Below are 24,146 nucleotides of genomic sequence, written 5' to 3'. Positions count from 1 at the left end.
CTTCCTGGCCGGACTGGTCCGGCGGTGGTCCGGCTACGAATCCCGCGAGCCGATCTGCTCATCCAGCAGCCGCCATAGCAGACGGGAGTAGGTAGCGGTCATGTGGTTGCCATCACGCAACGAGACCACGTTGCCGACCAGGGCCGGGCAGACCGTCGCGGTGCAGAACCAGGGCGTCGGATCGACGACCGTCGCCCCCTGGCCGGCCGCTGCCTGCTCGATCATCCAGCGACGTCGCGGTTCCAGCAGCGCCTCCCGTACGTCGCGGTGACAGATCCGCGCGTCGTCCAGATGCAGCGCGAGGCAGTCCAGCACCGTCATGGGCAGCCACGGGGTATCGCCGATCAGCACGACCTCGCTGCCACCGGACCTGATCTTCGCCACGGTCTGCGTCCAGCCGTCGGTCCAGACCTGGTCCCGGTCGGCGAAGGTGCCGACCGGGTCGCCGAAGGTGTAGTTGGTCGACGACGTGATCACCAGCAACGGTCGCAGCTGGCGAATTCGCGCGAGCGCCTCGGTACGCCACTGGTCGCACTCGTGGTACGCCCGGTTCACCGAATCGAGGCGAAAGCGCACCGAAGCGGCGCTGCAGAAGCCCTTCACCATGACGACGAGCCGCCAGCCGCGGGCGAGTGCGATCTGTTCGGCCGCCGGGAACCAGCTTCCGGCGTGCGAGTCACCGAACAGCACGATCGTCTGCGAGGCGTCGGTGGCACCGTAGACACAGGGCTGATCCGTACCGGCATCTGTGATCATCAGGACGACACAGCCGTCCCGGAACACCGCCGGAACGTCCGCGGCGACCCGCGGCAGGGGTGGGGTCAGGTTGGACGGCACCTTGCTGCCTTGCGCGCTGACGGCGATCAATCGCCTGAGATCGCGCTCGACGGCCTGCGACGACGCCAGCGTCGCCGCGGTGTCCACGGGCGCTCCCGAGCCGGCGACCGACGGCTTGAACACTGTCGCCGACATCGCCACCACGACCACGACCGCCGAGGACACGGCAGCGAGTCCGACTGTCCCCCACGGCCGGTGCCGCAGGTGCGACAGCCGTCGGATCGGATTCTCGACCAACGAGTATGTGACTGCGGCGGCGGCCAGGGCGGCACCGGCGAGTCCCAGGTTCCGCCAGAGCGCGTCGCCGCCGCCGAGCAGCGCCGTACCGATGACCAGAAAAGGCCAGTGCCACAGGTACCACGAGTACGACAGCCTTCCGACTCGCTGGAACAGTCCGAACGTGAGCAGGCCCCCGGCTCCGGCACGGTGCGCCGCGCACCCACCGGCGATCAGCATCGCCACTCCGGCGACCGGCAGCAGCGCCGCGAACCCAGGGAACTGTGTCGAGCCGTCGAAGATCAGCGCGGCGGCCAGCACCGCGCCGAGGCCGGCCCAGGTCATGCCCGCGGCTACTCGAGCGGGGATCCGTGCCATGGTCCCCGCGAGCAGCGCGATCAGCGCACCGACAGCGAACTCCCAGGCCCGCGCCGGGCTGGCGAAGTACGCGTGCCCCGGTGAATGGACGGTCAGCCACACTCCGAGGACGAACGACAGCGTCGCGACGGCGGCGACGGCGGTCGGCACCAGCCAACGGATGCGGCCGTACCGGCGTGGCCAGGCGAGCAGCGCGACGAGCAGTAGTGGCCAGACAAGATAGAACTGTTCCTCGACGGCCAGCGACCAGTAGTGCTCCAGCGGCGACTCGCGTCGCATGGCGTCGAGGTAGTCGACGCTGTTGGTGGCGAGCAGGTAGTTGACGCAGTAGGCGGCGCTGGCGATCGCCTGGGTAGCGATCCAGCGCAACTGCAGGGGCAGCCACAGCCACGAGGCGACCAGCGTGACCAGAAGGACGAGTATCGCGGCGGGCAGCAGCCGTCGAGCACGACGGGCATAGAAGCCGAGAATCGAGATGCGGCCACAGGTAGCTGACTCGCGCACCAGCATCGTGGTCACCACGAACCCGGAAATGACGTAGAAGACGTCGACGCCGACGTAGCCGCCCTCGACGAACGGCACTCGCGCGTGGTACAGCACCACGAGCAGGACAGCGACGGCACGAAGCCCTTCGATGTCATGTCGGAAGCCACCGGCGTGGCCGTGCTCCGCGGCGGTTGGATGCGTGACGGCCGCGGCGGCCGGCGGGGCGACGGCTGTCGTACCGCCGGCCGGTGGACTACCCGGAGACAGCTGCGCTGTGCCCGGAAGGTCGTTTACGACCACAAGATGCCCTTCTGCCCATAACAGGTATCACTGTTCTATCAGAGTTATCTGCTGATCTTGAGCTTAAATTAGGATAATTTACTGATCTATCTAGCAATAGGTTGAAACAGCACGATCTGGTGCTGAGCTACGACCGTCTCGGATTCCGGGCCCACCCCTGCCCGATCAGGACCCGCGTCCCAGTCCACGTCGGTAGACACCACGTGTATAGATGACGTGTATAGTGTCGGGCATGTCAGTCGGACACGCACTGCTCGGGCTGCTGGAGTCCGGTCCTCGTCACGGGTACGACCTGAAGCGCTCGTACGACGAACGGTTCGGACACGGGCGGTCACTGCACTACGGCCAGGTGTACTCGACCCTCGCACGACTGTTGCGCAACGGCTTCGTCGACGTGGAGTCCGAGCCGGGCGACGGCCCCGACCGCAAGCGGTACGCGATCACCTCGGCCGGTGTCACCGACCTGGCGAACTGGTTGACGCAGCCGGAGAAACCCGAGCCCTATCTACAAAGCATCCTCTATACCAAGGTCGTGCTGGCGTTGCTCACCGGGCGCAGCGCCGATGAGCTGCTGGACATCCAGCGCGGTGAGCACCTACGGCTGATGCGTGAACTGACCCAACGCAAGGCCGAGGGCGACCTGGCCGACCAGCTCATCTGCGACCACGCGCTGTTTCACCTGGAAGCCGACCTGCGCTGGCTGGAGCTCACCACCGCCCGGCTCGGCCAACTCGCCACCCAGGTCGGCCGATAGCGCACCGGCCAGGTTCGGCCGGCAATCCGCAGACCACCCCAGCTATCCAAGGAGCAGCTCATGGTCGGGCACTCGACCTCTCCACCACCGAACGATCCGCTGCTCAGCGCGGACGGCCTGCAACTGAGTTTCGGCACCACCCGAGCGCTGGATTCTGCTTCGTTGCAGGTGCACGCCGGTGAAGTGCTCGCGTTGATGGGGCCGTCCGGCTCCGGCAAGTCCACGCTGCTGCACTGCCTGGCCGGCATACTCACCCCCGACTCCGGGCGGGTGCACTTCGCCGGACAGGACCTGACGGCGATGCCGGACACGCGGCGCAGCGCGCTGCGCCGCACCGAGTTCGGTTTCGTCTTTCAGTTCGGCCAGCTCGTACCCGAGCTGACCTGTCTGGAGAACGTGGCCTTACCGCTGCGGCTGGCCGGGGTCAGGCGCCGGGAGGCCCACCGGCGGGCTGCGGATTGGCTCGACCGGCTCGAGGTCGCCGACGTGGCCGACAAGCGTCCCGGCGAGGCGTCCGGCGGGCAGGGACAACGGGTGGCGGTGGCCCGGTCGTTGGTCACCCGTCCGCGAGTGGTGTTCGCCGACGAGCCGACCGGGGCACTGGACTCGCTCAACGGTGAGCGGGTGATGCGGCTGCTCACCACCGCCGCCCGCGACACCGGTGCCGCCGTGGTCCTGGTCACCCACGAGGCGCGGGTGGCCGCGTACTCCGATCGGGAGGCCGTGGTCCGCGACGGTCGTGTCCGCGAGCAGGAGTACGCCCGGTGAACGTCGAGTCGACGCCGCGGCGCGGCATTCCCGCGCGTTGGATGACCGAGATGGCACTCGGCCTGCGATTGAGTGTGGCCGGTGGCCGGTCCGGCTGGGTCCGGCTGGCGATGATCGCCGCCGGGATCGGACTGGGGGTGGCGATGCTGCTGCTCGCCGCGGCCCTGCCCGCCTTGACGGCGGCGCGCGGCGACCGGCTCGTCGCACGTGCCGAGGATCCCTGGCAGAAGCCGACCAAGGGCGCCGACACGCTACTGATCACCGAAGCCGATTCGCGCTACCGGCAGGAGACGATCCACGGCCGGCTGGTGCAGCCGGAAGGGAATCGCGCCCCGCTGCCGCCCGGGGTGGCCCGGCAGCTGGCGCCCGGCGAGATGGTCGTCTCACCGGCGCTGGCCCGGCTGCTCGACTCCGACGACGGCGAGTTGCTGCGGCAACGGTGGGACGGACATGTCGTCGGCACGATCGGCCCGCAGGGTTTGTTCGGTCCCGCCGAGTACGCCTTCTATCTGGGTACCGACCGACTCACCGAGGATTCCGCGATCCGGCTGCGATCGTTCGGCAGGGCGGACCTCGACGGTGCGTCCGACCCGGTGCTACTGCTGCTGGGTGTGGTCGGACTGGCCGTGCTGCTGGTTCCGGTGGTGGTCTTCGTGGCCACCGCGGTGCGCTTCGGCGGCGAGGCCCGCGACCGACAGCTCGCCGCGTTGCGGCTGGTCGGGGCGGATGCCGCGATGACCCGACGGATCGCCGCCGGCGAGACGCTGGCCGGCGCCGTGCTGGGACTGGCCGTTGGTGGGCTGCTCTACGCCGCCGCCGGCCTGCTCGCCCAGCGGACCGTCCCCAGGGGGATGAGTTTCTACCTGGCCGATCTCCGGCCGGTCCCGGTGCTGGCGGCGCTGGTGGTGATCCTGGTACCGGGGATCTCGGTACTGGTCACCCTGTCGAGTCTGCGACGGGTGGTGGTCGAACCACTCGGCGTGGTCCGTCGCGGCGGCCACCACCACCGCCGGTTGTGGTGGCGGCTCATCCTGCCGGTGGCCGGGCTCGCCCTGCTCTACCCGATTTATGACGGGCTCTCCGAGCGGGACGACGGGTTCGAGATCCAGGTCCTGGCCGGGCTGACGGCGCTCCTGGTCGGTGTGGCACTGCTGCTGCCCTGGCTGGTGGAGGCGGCCGTACGCCGGCTCGGTGGTGGGAGTGTCGCCTGGCAGCTGGCGGTACGCAGGCTGCAGCTCGACAGCGGCACCGCCGTGCGGGCCGTCTCCGGCATCGCCGTTTCGGTCGCCGGCGTGATCGCGTTGCAAGGGCTACTCGCCGCGGTACAGGCCCAGTACACCCCGGACCCCGGCCGCGACATCGAGCAGTTCCAGGCGACCGTACGGCCACGCAGTTTCGAACCGGAGAGCCAGTGGACGGCTGCACTGAGCCAGGCCGCCAGCGTCGACGCGGTCGACACGTTGACGATGATCGCGGCTACCCCGGCCGGGTCCGAGCCGGCGACGACGATCCAGCTGCAGGTCGGCGACTGTGCCGTACTACGGCTACTCGCCCGACTCGACAGCTGCGCCGACGGTGACACCTTCCTGATCGACGACGCTGATGCGGCCTCAGCTGGCGGTGCCGGTGCGGCGTTACCCGGCCCCGGCACCAGTCTCCTGCTCGGCGCTCTCGACGGCGGCGGGGAGCAGGCGCCACGGTGGACCCTGCCCGAGGACACGCGTACCGTCGTCGCCTGGCCCGGTGATCTCGCCTGGGAGCCACGGATCCTGACCACCCCGGCCGCGCTGCGGGTCGCCCCGCCGGCCGTCAACACCGACTTCTACGTCGCCTTGGACACCACCGATGCGGACGCGATCGAGCGGCTACGCAACGCCGCCGCCGACGTGAATCCGACCGCGCTCGTGGCACCGGTCGAGCAGCGGGTCATCGTCACGACCCTGGCCGACATCCGGCAGGCGCTCCTCGTCGGCGTGGTGGCGCTCCTGGTGCTCATCGGGGCCAGCATGCTGGTCAACGTGGCCGAACAACTGCGCGAACGTCGCCGGCTACTCGCCGTACTCGTAGCTTTCGGCACCCGTCGCAACACCTTGACCAGATCGGTCCTCTACCAGATCACCATCCCGGTGGCACTCGGTCTGGCACTGGCCGTCGCCGCCGGGAGCGGACTGGCGGCGCTGCTACAGACGGCCGCCGACGCGCCGGTCCGGTTCGACTGGTCCGGGATCGGTGCCACCGCCGGCGCCGCCGCACTGGTGGTCGTGGCGACCACCGTAGCCAGCCTTCCGTTGCTCGGACGGTTAGCCAGGCCGACCGGGCTGCGCAGCGAGTAGCGTCTCAGGCCCCGGTCATGCCTGGTCGTCGAATCGTAGCGACATCCGTTGACCGTTGCGCGGGCGCAGCCACAGCAGCGCCAGCACGGCGCACAGCACGGCGCCGTCGATGAGCAGCAGAACAGCGCTGAACTCGTCGACGCCGTGCTGGTGCTGCTGCACCGCGATCACCGAGGTCTGCCAATCCTGGTTACCCAAGGGTTGCGGTGCGGCTCCGGTGCCGACGCTGAAGCGGTAGGCACCGGACACTTCCGACCCGTCAGCCAGCACCACGTGGTAGGCGACGGTGTAGTCGCCAGGGGCGGCGATCGAGGCACCGACCCGTAGCCCGGTGTTCCCGGCCGCTTCGGCTTCGTCCGCGCCCATCGCCTCGTACGTCGAGTCGAAGACCTCGATGTGCGAGTACTCCACGTCGATGGCACGCCCGAAGTCGAGCGACACCTCGGCAGGTGGGTCGCCCAGCACGGCGTTCTCCGCCGGGTCCGCCGCCACCGGGCCGTCCTGAGCAGCGGCGGCACCGCCGGTGGCGGCGAGCAGCCCGGCCACGGTGACCGTGGTCAGAGCCGCGAGCCGCCACCACACGGTGGGCCGACGCGGCTCACGCCGCATGCGGTACGACCACCTGCGGCGCGGGATGGTCCGTGCAACTGCACGCCATCTGCTCGTGCTCCCGCTGGTTCGGGCGCACGTGCAGGTACATGGCGATGACCATCGGGATGAACACGATTGAGTTGTAGAACAGGTGCAGCTCGACCCGGGGGATCACGAGCTGCACCACGCTGGTCGGCACCACCTGGCCGAAGAAGACCGTACCGAGCTGCGCCTGCAGCAGCAGGAGGAAATGCTCGATGTGATGCCAGAACTGGATCACGAGTGCGATCGTCCACCAGGTACGCGAACGGCCGACGAATCCTGGGCGGAGCAGGAACAGGAACGACAGCATGACGATCGCGTACCCGTAGTGCAGCCACTCGGAGCTGACCAGCCAGGGGAAGTACTGACCGAGCACGCCGCGGGCCTGCGGCCGGGAGAAGCCCAGTACCCAGATCTGGTACGCCTGAACGAGGTGTTCGGCCCAGTGCGCCAGAGTGACGAACAGGAAGACGTTGAGCGCCGCCTTGTGGTGGGCGCCGTTCATTTGCGCCAGCAGCCCTTTTCGTGCCGCGGCGACGGTCTGGGTCATGTCGCGCACCTTTCTGGAGACGCCGCTGTGACCACTCCGGCGTCAAAGCTAGCGGGACCCGACCGGCCGCGGTTCTTGCGAATTGCCGTCCTCAGCCGGCCGCTCAGGGCCTGACCAGCTCTGGTGATCCTTGTTGGACGGTCATCGACACGGCCCGAGTTGGGTCACGTTGAAGATCATTTTCTGATCTCGGCGCTGTGGCCTGCCGTGTTGCTCGCGACCGTGTCGAAATCTGCGCACTAACCGACACCCTGACCTCGGCGCAATGTTCCATTTCGGCGACTTCCCTACGCCCAGGAAGAGACGCGGGCATCCGATGTGGATGATCAAGCCTACCGGAAGAGCCGCAAGGCCGCCGACCACGACGTGCCCACCAGGACCCACGCCGGCGGATGCCAGGTATCCGCCCACGCCGACACGCCGCCATCCAGTGCGAAGGCGCTCCTCCAGTCGGGGCGCTCAACGGGCGGCACCGCTGCCACCAGCGGAAACGCCGCGCCGATCGTCGTACGCACCACATGACCCCAGTCGGGTCACTCACGGTGACCAGGGGGCTGGAGCCGGCCCGGGTAACACGGGATCTCCATCGCGAGTGGACTCTGGCACACCTCAAAAGCCAGGGATGACGTCAGTCTGGCTCCACTCGCCGCGGACATGACGATGGCTGGACGGGGGCAGCACGACGCAGTGTCCGAAATGGGCAGGAGGTGACATCACATTCGTGACCGTGCGTGATTACGCCGGCTCATCCACCGACGGTCAGCCGCCCGTCCAGCCGGACACAACGGGCGGCACCGCTGCCACCAGCGGAAAAGCCGCACCGATCGTCGTACGCACCACATGACCCAAGTCAGGTCAGCCGACCGCTCAGCGCCTGACCGGCTCTGGTGATCCTTGTTGAACGGTCATCGGCACGGCGTCCAGCATCGCCCAGTCCCGGCTGATCTCGGCGGCCGTGCCGAGTAGCCGGGGCAGATGCTCGCCGATGAGCACGTCCATCGAGGTCTCGGCGGCGTGCACGGTGACGTTGAGCGCGGCGACGACCCGGCCGTCGCCGTCGCGTACCCCGGTGGCCACCGACCGGATACCGGCGGCGAGGTCCTGGTCGGCGGCTGCCCAGCCACGGGCCCGGACCTCGCGCAGCACGCGGTCGAGTTCGTCGCGGTCCGGTTGCCAGCGCGCGATGATGCCGGATCGGCCGGGGTTGGCCAGGACGGTGGTGAGTTCGTCCGGTTCGAGCGCGGCGAGCAGGACCTTGCCCATCGAGGTCGGCACGGCCGGGAACCGGGTGCCGATGGTCACCGCCAGCGTGACGATCTTGGGCACCGCTACCCGGCTGACGTAGACGATGTCGCTGCCGTCGAGCTGCGCCATGGAGGTCGATTCGTTGGTCTGCCCGACGAGGCGCTGCATGTGCGGGCGGGCGACGTCCCAGAGGTTGAGCGCGTTGACGTAGGCCATGCCGAGCTCCAGCACCCGGGGCGTGAGGGCGAACCCACGGTCGGCGGCGCTGCGTACGTAGCCGAGTTCGTCGAGGGTGAGCAGAATCCGACGGACGGTGGGCCGGGCCAACCCGGTGGCGGCGGCGATCTCGCTGAGCGTCATGATCGGACGGCCGGGCCGGAAGCAGCGCAGTACGTCGAGCCCACGGGCCAACGCCTCGATGAAATCGCTACCGGCCTCGCGCGCCACGCCGACCCCTCCGTCGCGTCACCGCCGTGGCTGTCGTACCCCGACGGGTGTCTCCTCCGGGCAGGCACGTCGCCAGCCGGGGTGTCCCCCGGCGGGCGTCGCGCCCACCGGGGTCCATCTGTCAGTCAATGCTTCCACTGGGCGCTGCCGGCGTCCCACTCGGTGTAGGTGTACGGGTTGTCGAGCACCTTTGTTTCTGGAATGTCCGGATTCATACCCTTGTTCCACGCCTCGGTGCCCATCTGCCCGACGAGGTATTCGATGGTGCCGGCCACGGCGGCGCGGGCGGCGGCCAGGTCGACCCCGACCAGCCGGTGCTCGTGCTTGACCAGCCGGCCGTCGATGACGACCGAGTGCACGTCGCCGCGCTGGGCCTGGAAGGCGACGTGCCCGTACGGGTGGATCAGCGGGAACATCACCGGGGAGTTCTCGTTCTTGATCAGCACCAGGTCGGCCTTCTTTCCCGGCTCGACGCTGCCGACCAGGCGGTCCATGCCGAGCGCCCGGGCGCCGCCCCGGGTGGCCCACTCGACGACCTGCTCGGCCCGCAGGTGGCAGTGGGTGATCGTCTCCTGGCGGCCGTGCGCTTCCAGATGCTCGCGGGACCGGTCGGCGCCCAGCGTGGTGCGCATCGCGGAGAACAAATCGCCGCTCCACCAGACGCTGGTGTCCATCGACAGCGAAACCGGGATGTCGTGCTGGCGCAGCGCCCAGGTGGGCGGGTAGCCCTGGCCGGCGCTCTGTTCGCTCTCGGTGGAGACCGAGACCGATCCGCCGGTGGCGGCGATCCGGTTGTACGAGTCCCGGTTGAGGGTCGCGGCGTGCACGTAGACGGTCGACTCGGTCATGAAGCCGTTCTCGTGCATCAGCCGGATGCCGTCGTCGTTGGTGGCCCCCCACACCCCGGCGTGTGTGGTGACCGGCACACCGAGTTCGCGGGCCACCTCGAACGCCGCCTTTTCCGGGAAGTTCGGGTCACCGGTCACGTCGAAGGCCATCTGGAAGCCGAGCATGTCGCCCTTGCCGTGCAGCCGGCGGGCGACGAAGTCCCGGAACCCGGGGCTGGTGGCCCACTCCCACGGCCCCTGCTGCAGGTTGCCGTAGGCGAGGACGAACCGGCCGGGGACGGCTTCGAGCGCGTCGACGGCGGCGTCGGCGTGCTGCGGGGTCTGCAGGCCGTGCGACCAGTCGACGGTGGTGGTGACGCCGGCGTCGATCGCTTCGATGGCGGACAGCAGGTTGCCGGCGTAGACGTCCTGCGGGCGGAACAGTTTGCCGGATTCGAGGTAGTACCAGACGAAGTACTGGGTGAGGGTCCAGTCGGCCCCGTACCCGCGCATCGCGGTCTGCCACATGTGCCGGTGGGTGTCGATCATGCCGGGCATGACGATGCCGCCGGCCGCGTCGATCTCCAGCGTCCCGTCCGGTACGGCGAGCGCCTCGCCGATCTCGGCGATCCGCTCGCCGATCACCAGGACGTCGGCGCGGGGCAGCACCGTGTGCGTGTCGTCCATGGTCAGGACCAGGCCGTTGCGGAAGACCACCGGCCGGTCCGCCGCCGGTGTCCGTTGCGCGGCTGTGCTCATCAGCGCCTCTCCCATCCCGCTGCATACTTCTCGGACTTCTGTCCGCTAGTCGGCCACTCTTAACTGGTGCCAGTGTGTTCGGGGTCACGACCAACGTCAAGAGAAGATGTCGATATTGTTACAGCCGGCAGGCATACGCCGTTCATCAGCTCAAACCTGACAGGACTTGCCCACGTGTTGACACAGCCCACTGGCCGATGAACACTCGAATCTGGCGGAAGATTGTCCGTCTAGCGGCCAGTATCGACTCGACGAGAAAGGTGCGCCGATGACGGAGGAACGACCACGAAACCCCGGCCCGCTGCACGGGCTGCTGGTGGCCGACTTCTCCCGCATCCTCGCCGGCCCCTACGCGACGATGCTGCTGGCCGACCTCGGCGCCGAGGTGATCAAGGTCGAGGGCCCCGGGGGCGACGACACCCGGACCTGGATGCCACCCGAACGCGACGGCGTCTCCACGTACTACCTCGGCATCAACCGCAACAAGCGGTCCATCGCGCTCGACCTCAAGGACCCAGACGACCTCGACGTCGCCCACCGTCTCGCCGACCGGGCCGACGTGCTGATCGAGAACTTCAGACCCGGCGGCCTGCGCCGCTTCGGCCTGGACTACGACAGCGTCACCGAGCGCAACGCAAAGATCATCTACGCCTCGATCAGCGGCTTCGGCACCGGCGCCGGCGCGTCCTACCCCGGCTACGACCTGATGGTGCAGGCGGTGTCCGGGCTGATGAGCCTCACCGGCGACCCGGACGGATCACCGTACCGGGCCGGCATCTCGGTGTTCGACGTGATGTCCGGGCTGCACGCCACCATCGGCATCCTCGCCGCCCTGCACCACCGCGACGCGACCGGCAAGGGCCAGCACGTCGAGGTCAACCTGCTGTCGTCGGCCCTGTCCGGGCTGGTCAACCACAGCAGCGGGTACGTCGCCGGCGCAGTGGTCCCGTTCCGGATGGGCAACGCCCACCCCAGCCTGTTCCCGTACGAGCCGCTGCCGGTCGCCGACGGCGAACTGATCGTGATCGCCGGCAACGACGGGCAGTTCCGCAAGCTGTGCGAGGCCCTCGGCGTGCCCGAGTTGCTCGACGACCCGCGCTTCGGCCGCAACCAGGACCGCACCGCCAACCGGGAAGCACTGCGCCCGCTGCTGGTCGAGCAGCTGCGCAAGCGCACCCGTGACGAGTGGTTCACCGAACTGCTCGCCGCCGGGGTGCCCTGCGCGCCGATCAACACCATCGACGGCGGCGTCGCGCTGGCGCAGCGGCTCGGCCTGGACCCGGTCGTCACCGCCGGCGAGGGCGACGCGGCGGTGCCCGGCATCCGGCATCCGATCACCCTGTCGCAGACCCCGGCGCGTTACGACGCGCCGCCACCCGCCCTGGACGAACACGGTGAGGAGATCCGCGCGTGGCTGACGAACAGCTGAACGGCCATGGCCGGCGGCCGTCCGGCGACGAGCAGCTGAGCTTCCCGACCTCGATCGGCACCTCGGACGCCACCAGCATCCGGCTGCTCGGCCGGGACCTGGCCGGCGAGATGATGGGCCAGGTCGGCTTCGGCGAGCTGGCGTTCTGGCTGGTCGCCGGGCACCGGCCGAGCCCCGGTCAGGTACGGGTCTTCGAGGCGGTGCTGGTCGCGCTGGCCGACCACGGCTTCACCCCGACCGCCATCGCGGCCCGGCTGACCTACCTCAGCGCCCCCGAGTCGTTGCAGGGCGCGATCGCCGCCGGGCTGCTCGGCGGTGGTTCCCGATTCCTCGGCGTCACCGAGGACTGCGGCCGGTTTCTCGCCGAGATCCTCGCCGGCGTCGACACGTACCCCGACGACGACACCGGCTGGGACGCGGTCGCCCTGACGGCGGTCCGCGACGCCCGCGCCGCCAAACGGCTGCTGCCCGGCCTCGGGCACCCGGTGCACAAGCAGACCGACCCGCGTACCCCGGTGTTGATCCGGATCGCCGCCGACGAGGGCCTGCGCGGTCCGCACCTGCGGCTGTTCGAGGCGATCGGCCGGGTCCACCCGCAGGTCCTCGGCCGCACCCTGCCGCTCAACGGCGCCGGGGTGTGCGGCGCCGCGCTGGCCGACCTCGGCCTGCCGGTCGACCTGCTGCGCGGCTTCGCCCTGCTGGCCCGCACCGCCGGCCTGCTCGGCCACCTCGCCGAGGAGCGCCGCGCCCCGCTCGGCATGGACATCTACCGCGCGGTCGACCGCAACGCCCGCTACGTCCCCCCAGACGCCAGCTGATCACCCGTCCCGCACCTACGATCGCCCTCGGAAGGAGCGGCCATGGCCAGCATCGTCGCGGTCATCGCCTCCACCCACCACCCGTTCTACTACCGAGCCACCACCGCCACCGGTGAGGACCGTCCGCCCTTCGCCGACGAGTGGCAGCGCAAGATCCTCGCCTTCCGCGAGACCCTCACCAAGGCCAACCCGGACGTGCTGGTGATGGTCGGCTCCGACCACTTCCACCAGCTGTGGCTGGACAACATGCCGCAGTTCCTGATCGGCAAGGCGCCGTTCTACGACGCCAACTGGTACAACGAGGAACGCGAGTTCGGCCTGCCCCGGATGCTGCTCAAAGGCCAGGAGAACCTGTCGGCGCATCTGCTGCGGGCCGGTCTGGACGCCGGTTTCGACCTGGCGTTCAGCAACGAACTGCGGATCGACCACAGCATCACCTGCCCGATCATCACCCTGCGGCCCGAGGCCGACCTGCCGATCGTGCCGATCTACACCAATATCTTCGCCCCGCCGCTGCCGCAGCCGAAACGCTTCGTGCAACTCGGCGAGGCGGTCCGGGACATCGTCGAATCGTGGCCGAGCCACCTGCGGGTGGCGATCATCGGCACCGGGCACCTGTCGCTGGAGCTGGGCGGGCCACGCCAGTTCGGCCCGCACGGCCCGGACCCGGAGTTCGACCAGCGGGCGGTGCAGTGGATCGCCAACGGCGACCTGGACGGTTGCCTCGCCGAGGTCACCCTGGACAGCCTGCACTCCCCCGGCAACGCCACCCACGGGTTCATGGACTTCATGCTGATGATGGGGGTCGCCGGTGCCGGCGCGAAGGCCGACCACGTGGACACCCTGGACCTGTTCCACACCATGGAGGCCTACTTCACCTGGTACCCGAACGGAGCCCCAGCATGAGCAAGTACCTGGTGGACAAGTTTCTCTACACCGTCGACCGGGACCCGGACCTCGTCGAGCGCTACCGCGAGGATCCGCGCGGCTTCGTCACCTGGTGGGAGGCCGAGCGGGCGAACTCCGTCCTGAACTGCCACACCGGTGAGGCGAGCACCTGGCTGCGCTTCACCGACGCCGAGCGCGACGCGCTGGCCGCCCACGACCACGTCCGGCTGTTCGAGCTGGGCGCGCACCCGTTCCTGACGCTGACCCTGTTCATCGCCATGTTCGAACGCGACCACACCGAGCCGCTGGCCTACCAGAAGCAGTACGGGCTGCGGCTGGCCCACTTCGCCCTGCCGTACCCGGACATCGCCACCTGATGGCCGGCTCGGACATGATGGCCGGCCCGGACATGATGTCGGCGGCGGTCGTCACCCGGCACGGCGAACCGCCGGTGTGCCGGCGACGGCCGACGCCGACGCCGGCCGGCGGGCAGGTGCTGGTCCGGGTGAGCGCCGCGCCGATCACCCCGCTGGACCTGCTCTGCGCCTCGGGCAGCTCCTACCTGGGCGCGCCGGCGCTGCCGTACGTGCCGGGCGTGCAGGGGGTCGGCACCCTCGCCGACGGACCCGGGGTGTGGTTCCCGACCCGGGCCGGCATGGCACCCGGCGACGGCGGCCTCGCCGAGTACGCCGCCGTGGCCGTCGCCGACCTGGTGCCGCTGCCCGACGGCGTGGACCACCGGCTGATCGCCGCGCTCGGCTACTCGGCGGTGGCCGCCTGGTGCGCGTTGACCATGCGGGGTGAATTGATCGCCGGGGAGGACGTGCTGGTCCTCGGCGCCAGCGGCACGGTCGGGCAGGCGGCGGTGCAGCTCGCCCGACTGGTCGGCGCGCGCCGGGTGACCGCCGCCGCCCGGTCGGCCACCGCCGCCGAGCGGCTGCGCGCACTCGGTGCCGACGCGGTGGTGCCGCTGCGCGCCGACGACGACGTACCCGGGCTCGCCGCCCGGCTGCGCGAAGCCGCCGGCGGCCCGGTCGACCTGGTGCTCGACCCGCTGTTCGGGGTGCCGGCGGCGGCGGCGCTGCGGGTGCTGCGAGCGGGTGGCCGGCTGGTCAACCTCGGCGGCTCGGCCGGCCCGACCGCCCCGTTCGACTCGGCCACGCTGCGCGGCGGCTCGCTGCGCGTGCTCGGCTACACCAACAACGAGCTGACTCGGCAGCAGCGGGCGGCGGCGGTCGCCGCGATCGCCGGACACGCTCGCGCCGGCCGGCTGACCGTGGACCACGACGTGCGTCCGCTCGACGAGGTGACCGCGGCCTGGCAGACCCAGGCCGACGGGTCGGCCGGCGCCCGGATCGTCATCACCCCGTAGGCGTGGGCTGCGCCACGGCATCAGGCCGCCGTCTCGTCGACCGGCATGGTGAAGACGGTGGCGAGGCGGGTCAGGGCGGTCCGCGCCTCGGCGGGCATCACGTCGAGCACATCGGCCGGGCCACGGCCGGCCAGCGCGTCCGTCACCTCGGCGGCGGGCGGACCGGCCGAGGCCAGCCAGGTCGCGGTAAGCGCGACTGAATGGACCGAATGGACCGAATGGTGTGTGTCCAGCTCGAAGATGCCGCCGCCGTCGCCGCCAAGCTCGAGTCGCTGGCGGGCCCGGTCGCCGACCATCTGCGCCACGGCCGCCGCGATGAACAGCCCGTACGCGGTCGCGTAGCTGGTCGCTTCGACGTCGACCGGGCGGTCGACGTCGAGGGCTGCGAAGATGTCGCGTTCGTGCAGCCACGAGTCCCACAGGACGTGCAGCACCAGCACCGTCCAGTCCATCGCCCCGTACGGCAGGACGACGTCGAACCGCTCGTCGCGGGCCAGCCTGTCCCGGGCCACAGCGAACGCTTCGTCCGTCACCGCAGCAAGGCGGTCGAGGCTGGCGGCCGGCGACTCGCCTGCCGAAGCAGCCAGCCACCGGCTCGGTGTGGTCCGCGGGTCGAACCCGGCGGTCAGGTCGAATGTGCGGTCGCCTGGGCCGGCGGCGATCGCACGAGTGACATCGCACAGGTGCCGGACCATGTCCTGTACGGACCACTGGGGGCAGCGGGTCGGCGCGGACCACTGCTCGGGACCGAAACTCCGCAGGTCGGTAAGGAGCCGTCGCCGTTGCTCGACGAAGACACCGAGCAGACGTTCCGGATTCAGATCGCACCCACCGGCGGTCCGCAACAGCAGTGCGTGCGGCGAACTGGTCACTGTCATCGATCATCCCCGAAGTCGCCGAAAACACCAGCATATTTCCGTCAGTCCAAGAAGGAACCGCAGTCAAGGCGGATGCCTAGCGATGGTCGGAGTTGTGGCGGCATGGCGTCGAGGTCGCGCGGCAGTGCGTCGACGCCGGCAGGGCTGGATCACTCGTCGCTCTCCGCGATGGTCGGATCCGTCCGCAGCCGCGACAGAATCCGGTGTACGCCGAGCTGGTGTGGAAGTGGACGCAGATCACCGGTAGACATCCGAGACCGGATCTCGTCCGACGAACTCAGTCCAGGCGACGAGCCGCCGTCACAGCTCCCCCCGGAACGCCCGATGCTGCAACGACGCGAACAGCGCATCCAACTCCCCCAACGCCCTCCGCCCGCGCACCTCTTGCTCTCGTTTCAGCAGCAAGATGCTCCTAAAAGCCTCCTGCTCATCGAGAGATACGACAGGAACAGTCATCCCCTTAAGGCTGGTCATATTGATGGTATTGAGACCAGAGGTAGTCTTTGACATCCTCCGAAAATATCGCCTGCCGATCTGGGAGTTAAGCACAAATAGTCCAAACTCCGGCAACACCTTGTCCGGATCAAATCTGACTCGCATTAGATGGTTCTGATGCACGCACCCGTCGATAGCCTCCTCCCACATTGCCGCCCTACCAACCTCCAGACGATTCCCGTGGCCCTCGACAACAAGAACGTCCCCGGCCGCAAGCAACGTGCGCCGAGCCTCCGTTTCAGTAACCCGCAATCTCTTCACATCGGAGAGATCCAGGGCATTACGGTGCACATTGGCCACGCGGAGATATGGAACATCATTCGGGTTCCCTCTCCTCGATCCGCTGACCTGGAGCCCGCCCTGTAGATCGGCCACCGATTCCAGGGTGACGAGTCGAGCATCGCGAGCAGGATTCAGCATGTGGTGGTCGAACCATGACTCGACAAGTCCATCAAGCTCCTGGAGCCACATCCTACGAGCAACCCGCAGGGCGTCAACACGGTCCAGCACGTCCGCGATCCGCCGCTGCTCCTCCATCGACGGCAGCGGCACCTCCATCTCGGCTATGTCATGACGGGTCACTTGCTTGAAAATGGCACCCTTACCCTTGGCCAACAGCTCAGGAGCAGACTTTGTGAGCCAGTGCCATAGATACCGAGGTTCAATGTTTTCATCAGGAGTCAAACCAGCGACTCCACGACCAAGCGCATACACCCGATCGCTCCACACCTTCACGCCTATCGACGCTCTTACACCAAGGATGATATCCCCAGTACTCGAACATCTCGCGGCGTCCTTCGTGAACTTCTTGACGACCGGACGGTCGCCTTGGAAATCACCGGGACCTGCGACCAGCGGCCAACCCACTCCCTCAAGGTTGTAGCTCTCACCCGGCGGCGCCTGTCCCATGACGATCGAACAAACTTCGTCGAGCCGTCTCGTGATCTGCATTACAGCAGCCCTTTGAGATCGGCGAGGCCGTGCTGGATTTCGGATTCAAGGCGTTCAAGCTCGGCGATGATCTCGGCTGGCGGGCGATGCTCGGTCTCTTCGTGCACGACCTCCTTGTAACGGCTGAGGCTCAGGTCGTAGTCCTGCGCGACGATGTCGTCCTTCGGCACGCAGAAGGACTGCTCGGTCCGCGCTCGCTCCCGCTCGGCCCCGTCGCGCTGCTTCCAGCGGGCCAGCACGTCCGGCAGGTTGTTCCTGGCGTGCTCCTCATCGGTCAGCGCCTCGGCGGGCACCAAGCCGAGCTTCTCCTCCGGCAGCAGCGGGTTGCGCTTGTCGTCGAGGCTCCAACCGTCGGCCTTGACCTCGTAGAACCAGACGTCGCCCGTACCGCCGCTGTTGGTCCTGGTGAAGAGCAGGATCGCGGTGGAGACCCCGGCGTACGGCTTGAAGACCCCACCGGGCAGCTTGACCACGGCGTCGAGTTTCTGGTCCTCGACCAGCATGCGGCGCAGCTCCCGATGCGCCTTGCTGGAGCCGAAGAGCACCCCGTCGGGCACGACCACCGCAGCTTGACCGCCGTTACGCAGCAGGCGCAGGAACAGTGCCAGGAACAGCAGCTCGGTCTTTTTCGTCTTGACCGTCTGCTGCAGAATCCGCGAGGTGCGTTCGTAGTCCAGGCTGCCGGCGAACGGCGGGTTGGCAAGGATCACCGAGTACGCGTCGGTCTCGTCGCTGACGTCGTCGCCGAGCGAGTCGCGGTAGTCGATGGCCGGGTTCTCCACGCCGTGCAGCAGCATGTTCATGCTGCCGACCCGCAACATCGTGCTGTCGAAGTCGAAGCCGTGGAACATGTCCCGGTGGAAGTGATCGCGCAGCACCGGGTCGTGCAGCGCGCCCGAGTGCCGCCGCCGGATGAACTCGGCCGCACCCACCAGGAAGCCGGCGGTGCCGCACGCGGGGTCGCAGATGCGGTCCGTCGGTCCAGGCTCGACCATCTCGACCATCAGGTTGATGATGTGCCGGGGTGTGCGGAACTGGCCGTTGTGGCCAGCCGTCGCGATCTTGCTGAGCATGTACTCGTACAGGTCGCCCTTGGTGTCCCGGTTGGCCATCTGGATGTCGTCGATCATGTCGACGACCCGCCCCAGCAACGCCGGGTTCGGGATGGTGAAGCGGGCATCCCTCATGTGCCGCGAGTACGCCGACCCATCGCCGCCGAGGGTACGCAGGAGCGGGAAGACGTGCTCCCCGACGATCTCGAACATCTTCCGCGGGTCGACGTCCTTGAAGTACGACCAGCGCAGCTCGCTGTACGGACGGCCATGCGGATCCTCGCCCTCGGGGTAGATGGGGCGGGCCCCGTCCGACCCGAGACGCTGCACCCGGTTGTCGGCGAGCGTCTGCAACTCGTCAAGGCGGCGGATGAACAGCAGATACGTGATTTGCTCGATCACTTCGAGAGGGTTGGAGATGCCGCCTGACCAGAAGGCGTCCCAGATGCGGTCGATCTTGCTCTTCAGTTCACCGGTGATCACGAGGTCATGTCCCAAGGCGGAGAGATGGCGGACACGGAACCCTTCAGGCTCCGACGTGCCCAGACCATACACAAGGGATCGTTAGATCGATTACTTGCAACCGTAACGGCTCGACCGGTGCGGTCATCATGCCGGCCCTGGTACCCACTCAGGTGAATCTATGCTGGTCAGCTCGTTCGCCTGCCGCTCAGCGGGGTGGCGATGCCCAAGCCCGCCAGAGCGGCATGTCCAGAGACCGATTTTCCCACGGGCCACGGTGGTCCGATCGACCTGGTGACGCGTGGCCAGCCCTTCCCGTCAACTGGACACCCTCCCGTCGCGGCCTGTCCATAGTGTACGCGACCAATGCAGATCATGAGCATCGACGGACTGGCACCGGTCACGGTCGTGCGCAACGGCAAGATGCGCGCAGCGGGACGGCGGCTCGACGATGTCGTCGTCTACGACTGGGGCTTCCAGCTCAACGGACGACACCACGAGCAGCGCAGCTACGTCCTGCTCGATGACGGGTTCCAGATCAACCAAGACGACCTCTGGATCGACGTCATCGTCGGACCGCCCGACCATCCGTACCGGGTGCTCGACCTCGACGAGTACGCCGCAGCCGCCAGAGATGGCGCGTTGACGCCGGCCGAGGCGGCCGACGGACTCGTCCGTACCCAACGCTTCCTCGACCGCCGGCTGAACCGGCGCCACGAGACCCTGCGGGCCTGGCCCCGACTTCCCACCGGACTCCCCCAAGCGACCATGACCCCGGTGCGTCCGATCGGCGGTGCGGCGGCACTCGGGATCCGCCGCGTTCCGGCCGGCCGGGCCAGGCGGGGTGAAAGCCGGCTCGGCTAGGGTCTGGCCGTGCTGATCACGGACGGGCCGAACGGCGAGAAACACCTGCTCGATGTGCTGATCGGAGCCGCCGACACCGCACCGGACCAGACGACCGTGCACGTGCGCGGGGACGGGACCGAACGCCTCGTCACGCACCGGCAGCTGCGCGACGACGCGCTGCGGGTTGCCGGTGGACTGCACGACGCCGGCATCGCGGACGGCACACCGGTGATCCTGCTGGCGGATGCCGGCGACGACTTCCAGCCGATGTTCTGGGGCACGCTGGCGGCCGGGCTGGTCCCCGTACCACTGCCGCCGGAACCGACCCGGGTGGCCGGCGTGCGTGACCTGCTCGGCGGCGTACCGGTGATCGTCGACGACGTCTGCGCCGCCGTGGCCCGCACCGCCGGAGCCCCGGCGCTGCACCTCGACAAGCTACGGGCCGACGGTCGGGCACCACACCGGGTGCCGGAGCCTGACCCCGACGATCCCGCGTTTCTGCAGTTCTCCTCCGGCAGCACCGGCACCCCACGCGGCGTCGAGCTGCGGCACCGCAACGTGCTGGCCAACCTGTGGCAGATCGGCCAGGCCGCCGCACTGACCGCTGACGACGTGTCGGTCAGCTGGATGCCGTACTTCCACGACATGGGGCTGATCGGCACCCACCTGGCGCCCCTGGCCGCCCGGCTGCGCCAGGTGCGGATCGGCCCGTTGACGTTCGCGAAACGACCACTGCTGTGGTTCACCGTCGCGCACCGGCACCGGGCCACCCTGCTGTCGGCGGCGAACTTCGCGCTCGCGTTGGCGGTCCGCCGGGTGCCGGCCGACGCACTGGCCGAGCTGGACCTGAGCGCCGTCCGGCTGATGATGGTCGGCGCGGAGCCGGTCTCGCCGGTGGTGTGGCGGGCGTTCGTCGAACGGACCCGGCCCGCCGGGCTCGATCCTCGCGCGCTGCAACCGGTGTACGGGTTGGCCGAGGCGACGCTCGCCGTCACCGTCCCGCCGCTGGGCGAGACCGCCGTGCCGGTGGCCGTCGACCGGGCCGCGCTGTCCGACGGACAGGTGCTGCCCTGCGCCCCGGGCCCGGACTCGGTGGAGGTGATGGACGTCGGCCGGCCGGTCCCGGGCTGTCAGGTGCGCATCGTCGACGGGCGGGGCCGGATCCGCGGTGATCGACAGGTCGGCGAGATCGAGGTGCGAGGGCCGAACGTCGCCCCCGGCTACCGGGGGGACGTGGCCGCCACGGCACAGGTGTTCGTCGGCGGCTGGCTGCGCACCGGTGATCTGGGATTCCTGCGCGCCGACGGCCGACTGTGCGTGACCGGCCGGGCCAAGGACGTGGTGTTCGCCAACGGACGCACCTTCCACGCCGTCGACCTGGAGGAGGTGATCGCCGGCACCCCCGGCCTGCCCGTCGGTCGGGCGGCGGTGATCGGCTGCACCGACCCGGCCACCGGCACCGAGCGGATCGTCGCATTCGTGCAGTGGGCCCGCCCGCCCGCCGCGACGGCCGACGCGGTGCTGCGACAGACGGCCACCCGGCTGGTCGAGGCGACCGGACACGACCAGGTGCGGGTGTTGCCGGTACCGGCCGGCGCGTTCGCCCGTACCACCAGCGGCAAGCTGCGTCGCCGACGGCTGCGTGAGCGGTACGCGGCGGGTGACTTCGCCGCCGTCGAGCAACAGTGGGTGAACAGCTCGATCGCGAACCTGCCAGGGAGCCGGGTCGGGAGCCGGTCCGACGTCGAGGAGTTGGTCCGCCAGGTGTGGGCCGCAGTGCTGTGCCGTCCGGTCGACGAGATCGGCCTGCACGACCGGTTCCCCGCCCTGGGCGGCTCGTCCCTGCAGGCGATGGAGGTGCTCGCCAGGCTGGAGGACGCGCTCGGCCGTACCCTCGATCCGGCCGAGCTGCGGGAACGCGCCACCGTCGCCGCGCTGGCCGACCATCTGATCGCCCCGGCCGCGCCCCGGCCTGTTCCCCCACCCGCGCCCCGGCCCGGCCACGTGCTGCCGCCCGCCACCGCCGCGGTGATCGGCCTGTCCTGCCGGTTTCCCGGCGCGGCGACGCCGGAGGAGTTCTGGCTCCGACTGATCGAGGGACGCGACAGCGTCGGCGAGGTGCCGCCCGAGCGGTGGTGGCCGGTCACCGGGCCGGTCACCGGATCAGTCACTCGGCGCGGCGCGTTTCTCGCCGATCCGGCCGGCTTCGACGCCGGCTTCTTCGGGATGAGCGACGAGGAGGCCGTCCAGACCGACCCGCATGCCCGGATCTTCCTGGAACTGGCGCACGAGGCACTGGAACGGGCCGGGTACGCCGGACCGCGTCGGCACGGGCGGCGGGTCGGGGTGTTCGCGGCGGTCGGCGAGAGCGGCTACCCCGAGCTGATGCGTACACACGCCGATGGCGACGACCGGGCGACGACGCTGGTCGGCAACCTGCGCAGCCTCGTACCGGCCCGGGTGGCGCAGGCCCTCGACCTGACCGGCCCGGCGATCGCGGTGGACACCGCCTGCTCGTCCGCGCTGGTCGCCCTGCACCTGGCGGTGCGCAGTCTGCGCGACGGCGAATGCGACCTCGCGGTGGTCGGCGGGGTGCACCTCAACCTCACCCCGACCGGGCACCAGTTGCTGGCCGACGCCGGGGCGATCTCGCCGACGGACGGTGCCGGGTGTTCGACGCGGCGGCGGACGGCTTCGTGCCGGGTGAGGGCGGCGCCGTGCTGGTCCTGGCCCGCGCCGAGGACGCTGACGCCGCCGGGGACCAGGTGCTGGCGGTGGTACGCGGCACCGCGGTCAACAACGACGGCCGGTCGCTGAGCCTGCTCGCCCCCAATCCGCTGCGCCAGCAGGAGGTGATCACGCAGGCGTACCGGGACGCCGGCGTGGACCCGGCGCAGGTGTCGTACGTGGAGGCGCACGGCACCGGCACGCCGCTCGGCGATTCGGTCGAGGTCCGTTCGCTGGCGCACGCCTTCGCGCCGCGCCCGGATGGCACGCCACGCTGGCTCGGCTCGGTCAAGTCCAACCTCGGACATCTGCTCACCGCAGCCGGGATGCCGAGCCTGGTCAAGGTCGTGCTGGCACTGGCGCACCGGCGGCTGCCACCGTCGCTGCACCTGCGTACGCCGTCGCCCCGGTTCGACCTGGCCGCCGCGGGTTTCCAGGTGGTCAGTGAGTCTCAGCCGTGGACCGGCGACGGCCCGTTGCTGGCCGGGGTCAACGCGTTCGGATTCGGCGGCACCAACGCGCACGCCATTCTGCAGCAGGCCCCAGCGGCCCCAGCGGCCCCAGGGCCTACGGTCATGGCGGCGAAGCCGGCAGGGCCACGGTTACTGACCGTGTCGACGGCCAGCAAGCCGGCGTTACGGCAGGCGTTGGCCGGCCTGTCCGCGTTCGTCGCCGGCCACCCGGACATCGATTTCGCGCAGGTGTGCGCCTCGGTGAGCACCGCCCGCGACGATCGGCCGTACCGGCTGGCACTGATCGTCGGCGACGACCTCGCCGAGCGGCTCCGGACCGCCGCCACCGGCCCGTGCACCCCGGTGCTACGCCGGCCACGCGCCGCGTACGTGCGCTGGCCGACGCTGGCCGACGGCAGGCCGGACGAGCCACTGACGGCAACCGAATACTGCCGCAAGCTCGCCGACTGGGGTATCGCCATGGACCCGGTCGCCGTAAATCCGGTCGCCGCGGACACCGGGGCCGAGCTCACCGGTGCCCTGCGACGTTTGCTCGACGAGGGTTACGACACGTTGGTAACGGCCGCCGGGCAGGCTGCGGAGTTGGACCGGGCCGTACGCGCGATGACCGCCGGACGGGATTACGACCGGCTGGCGGTCATCGCCGCCGACGACGACGAGGCGGGGTTACTGGCGCTGGCCGGTGCACTGTGGCAACGCGGGGCCCCGCTGGATCGGCTCCGGCTGGCGGGTGACCATCGACGGCTCGCCGTGCCGACGTACCCGTTTCAGCGGCGACGACACTGGCCGTCACCGGATCCGACCATGCTGGTGCATCAGCTGGTCTGGTCACCGTCACCGCCCGTGACTGCCGGGCGGACAGCCACGTCGGTGTGCCTGGTCGGGCACGGCGCCGGCCGCGGAAACTCCCTCGGCGACGGGCTGCGGGCGGCACTGCGCGAGCGGGGGATCCCGTCGACCGCCACGGTCACGCAGGCGGATCTGACGGTGTTCCTGGCCGACCCGGCACCGGCCGGCGTGCCCGGGTCGACCGCCGGTACCGGCTCGCCGCAGGTGACCGACGGTACCGGCTGGCCGACCGTATCCGATTTGGACGCCGAGGTCACCTCGACCGTGCTGGGCTTTCGGCAGTTGCTCGCCGACCTGACACAGCGCCGGTCCGGCTGCTGGTGGTGACCTGCGACGCGGTGTGCACCGGCGCGGCGGGCGAACGACCGCGACC

19 protein-coding genes are annotated in these 24,146 nt (G+C 69.6%); 11 read left to right on the top strand and 8 right to left on the bottom strand.

Translation table 11 applies throughout. The annotated features are described in order from the left end of the window. Positions 1-33 precede the first annotated feature (33 nt). Positions 34-2,217 (bottom strand): acyltransferase family protein, encoded by a 2,184-nt coding sequence (locus tag ACN27F_RS27215; protein ID WP_421438182.1) that lies wholly within the window; start codon positions 2,215-2,217, stop codon positions 34-36. Positions 2,218-2,449: 232 nt separating this feature from the next. Here ACN27F_RS27215 and ACN27F_RS27210 point away from each other — a divergent pair, with 232 nt between their 5' ends. Genes ACN27F_RS27210 through ACN27F_RS27200 form a run of 3 tightly spaced genes read left to right on the top strand, consistent with a single transcriptional unit; the run spans position 2,450 to position 6,072 of the window. Further along, positions 2,450-2,971 (top strand): PadR family transcriptional regulator, encoded by a 522-nt coding sequence (locus ACN27F_RS27210; RefSeq protein WP_421438181.1) that lies wholly within the window; start codon positions 2,450-2,452, stop codon positions 2,969-2,971. A 60-nt stretch (positions 2,972-3,031) separates the two neighbouring features. Next, positions 3,032-3,739, top strand: a complete 708-nt coding sequence (locus ACN27F_RS27205; protein WP_421438179.1) for an ABC transporter ATP-binding protein — start codon at positions 3,032-3,034, stop codon at positions 3,737-3,739. Beyond that, positions 3,736-6,072, top strand: coding sequence for an FtsX-like permease family protein (locus ACN27F_RS27200; RefSeq protein WP_421438177.1), 2,337 nt, complete (start codon positions 3,736-3,738; stop codon positions 6,070-6,072). The genes ACN27F_RS27205 and ACN27F_RS27200 overlap by 4 nt, the downstream gene beginning before the upstream one ends. A 15-nt stretch (positions 6,073-6,087) precedes the next feature. On the opposite strand, the gene ACN27F_RS27195 is transcribed toward ACN27F_RS27200, so the two are convergent. The 4 genes from ACN27F_RS27195 to ACN27F_RS27180 all read right to left on the bottom strand — a co-directional run bounded on the left by ACN27F_RS27195 (position 6,088) and on the right by ACN27F_RS27180 (position 10,533). Then, positions 6,088-6,681 carry a copper resistance CopC family protein gene (locus ACN27F_RS27195; RefSeq protein WP_421438175.1) on the bottom strand — a complete coding sequence of 198 codons (594 nt, stop codon included), beginning with the start codon at positions 6,679-6,681 and terminating at the stop codon, positions 6,088-6,090. After that, on the bottom strand, positions 6,671-7,255 hold the full coding sequence (locus ACN27F_RS27190; RefSeq protein ID WP_421438173.1) for a hypothetical protein: 585 nt from the start codon (positions 7,253-7,255) through the stop codon (positions 6,671-6,673). The genes ACN27F_RS27195 and ACN27F_RS27190 overlap by 11 nt, the downstream gene beginning before the upstream one ends. Positions 7,256-8,122: 867 nt before the next feature. After that, positions 8,123-8,947 carry an IclR family transcriptional regulator domain-containing protein gene (locus tag ACN27F_RS27185; protein WP_421438172.1) on the bottom strand — a complete coding sequence of 275 codons (825 nt, stop codon included), beginning with the start codon at positions 8,945-8,947 and terminating at the stop codon, positions 8,123-8,125. 125 nt (positions 8,948-9,072) lie between these two features. After that, on the bottom strand, positions 9,073-10,533 hold the full coding sequence (locus ACN27F_RS27180) for an amidohydrolase family protein (RefSeq protein ID WP_421438171.1): 1,461 nt from the start codon (positions 10,531-10,533) through the stop codon (positions 9,073-9,075). 268 nt (positions 10,534-10,801) lie between these two features. Here ACN27F_RS27180 and ACN27F_RS27175 point away from each other — a divergent pair, with 268 nt between their 5' ends. The 5 genes from ACN27F_RS27175 to ACN27F_RS27155 are packed head-to-tail and all read left to right on the top strand — an operon-like array spanning position 10,802 to position 15,040. After that, entirely contained in the window at positions 10,802-11,962 is a 1,161-nt protein-coding gene (locus ACN27F_RS27175) for a CaiB/BaiF CoA transferase family protein (RefSeq protein ID WP_421438169.1), read from the top strand. Continuing rightward, complete coding sequence (locus ACN27F_RS27170; RefSeq protein WP_421438167.1) at positions 11,944-12,780, top strand: citryl-CoA lyase; 837 nt, start codon at positions 11,944-11,946, stop codon at positions 12,778-12,780. Before ACN27F_RS27175 ends, ACN27F_RS27170 begins: the two co-directional genes overlap by 19 nt. 42 nt (positions 12,781-12,822) lie before the next feature. Next, positions 12,823-13,686 carry an extradiol ring-cleavage dioxygenase gene (locus ACN27F_RS27165; RefSeq protein ID WP_421438166.1) on the top strand — a complete coding sequence of 288 codons (864 nt, stop codon included), beginning with the start codon at positions 12,823-12,825 and terminating at the stop codon, positions 13,684-13,686. Next, positions 13,683-14,045: a hypothetical protein gene (locus ACN27F_RS27160; RefSeq protein WP_421438164.1), complete on the top strand. Its 363-nt coding sequence runs from the start codon at positions 13,683-13,685 to the stop codon at positions 14,043-14,045. The genes ACN27F_RS27165 and ACN27F_RS27160 overlap by 4 nt, the downstream gene beginning before the upstream one ends. Beyond that, positions 14,045-15,040: a quinone oxidoreductase family protein gene (locus tag ACN27F_RS27155; RefSeq protein WP_421438163.1), complete on the top strand. Its 996-nt coding sequence runs from the start codon at positions 14,045-14,047 to the stop codon at positions 15,038-15,040. The genes ACN27F_RS27160 and ACN27F_RS27155 overlap by 1 nt, the downstream gene beginning before the upstream one ends. A gap of 20 nt (positions 15,041-15,060) precedes the next feature. Here the strand turns inward: ACN27F_RS27155 and ACN27F_RS27150 are convergent, their stop codons facing one another. The 3 genes from ACN27F_RS27150 to ACN27F_RS27140 form a co-directional block, all read right to left on the bottom strand. After that, positions 15,061-15,918 carry a maleylpyruvate isomerase family mycothiol-dependent enzyme gene (locus tag ACN27F_RS27150; protein WP_421438161.1) on the bottom strand — a complete coding sequence of 286 codons (858 nt, stop codon included), beginning with the start codon at positions 15,916-15,918 and terminating at the stop codon, positions 15,061-15,063. Positions 15,919-16,218: 300 nt separating this feature from the next. After that, the gene (locus tag ACN27F_RS27145; protein WP_421438159.1) at positions 16,219-17,364 is read right to left on the bottom strand and encodes a restriction endonuclease subunit S; all 1,146 of its coding nucleotides are present in this window, start codon (positions 17,362-17,364) and stop codon (positions 16,219-16,221) included. Continuing rightward, positions 17,364-18,914, bottom strand: a complete 1,551-nt coding sequence (locus tag ACN27F_RS27140) for a type I restriction-modification system subunit M (protein ID WP_421438157.1) — start codon at positions 18,912-18,914, stop codon at positions 17,364-17,366. Before ACN27F_RS27140 ends, ACN27F_RS27145 begins: the two co-directional genes overlap by 1 nt. A 339-nt stretch (positions 18,915-19,253) precedes the next feature. Here ACN27F_RS27140 and ACN27F_RS27135 point away from each other — a divergent pair, with 339 nt between their 5' ends. Genes ACN27F_RS27135 through ACN27F_RS27125 form a run of 3 tightly spaced genes read left to right on the top strand, consistent with a single transcriptional unit; the run spans position 19,254 to position 24,100 of the window. Next, on the top strand, positions 19,254-19,742 hold the full coding sequence (locus ACN27F_RS27135; protein WP_421438156.1) for a hypothetical protein: 489 nt from the start codon (positions 19,254-19,256) through the stop codon (positions 19,740-19,742). Between the two features lie 9 nt (positions 19,743-19,751). Further along, a complete protein-coding gene (locus ACN27F_RS27130) occupies positions 19,752-22,541 on the top strand; it encodes a beta-ketoacyl synthase N-terminal-like domain-containing protein (RefSeq protein WP_421438154.1) in 2,790 nt (929 codons plus the stop codon). Then, positions 22,442-24,100, top strand: coding sequence for a ketoacyl-synthetase C-terminal extension domain-containing protein (locus ACN27F_RS27125; RefSeq protein WP_421440474.1), 1,659 nt, complete (start codon positions 22,442-22,444; stop codon positions 24,098-24,100). Before ACN27F_RS27130 ends, ACN27F_RS27125 begins: the two co-directional genes overlap by 100 nt. Positions 24,101-24,146 lie beyond the last annotated feature (46 nt).

The organism is Solwaraspora sp. WMMB335 (assembly GCF_049179075.1).
Classification (GTDB): domain Bacteria; phylum Actinomycetota; class Actinomycetes; order Mycobacteriales; family Micromonosporaceae; genus Micromonospora_E.
Note: the sequence above shows the minus strand (reverse complement) of the source record. Positions and strands in the feature narration are given on the sequence as shown.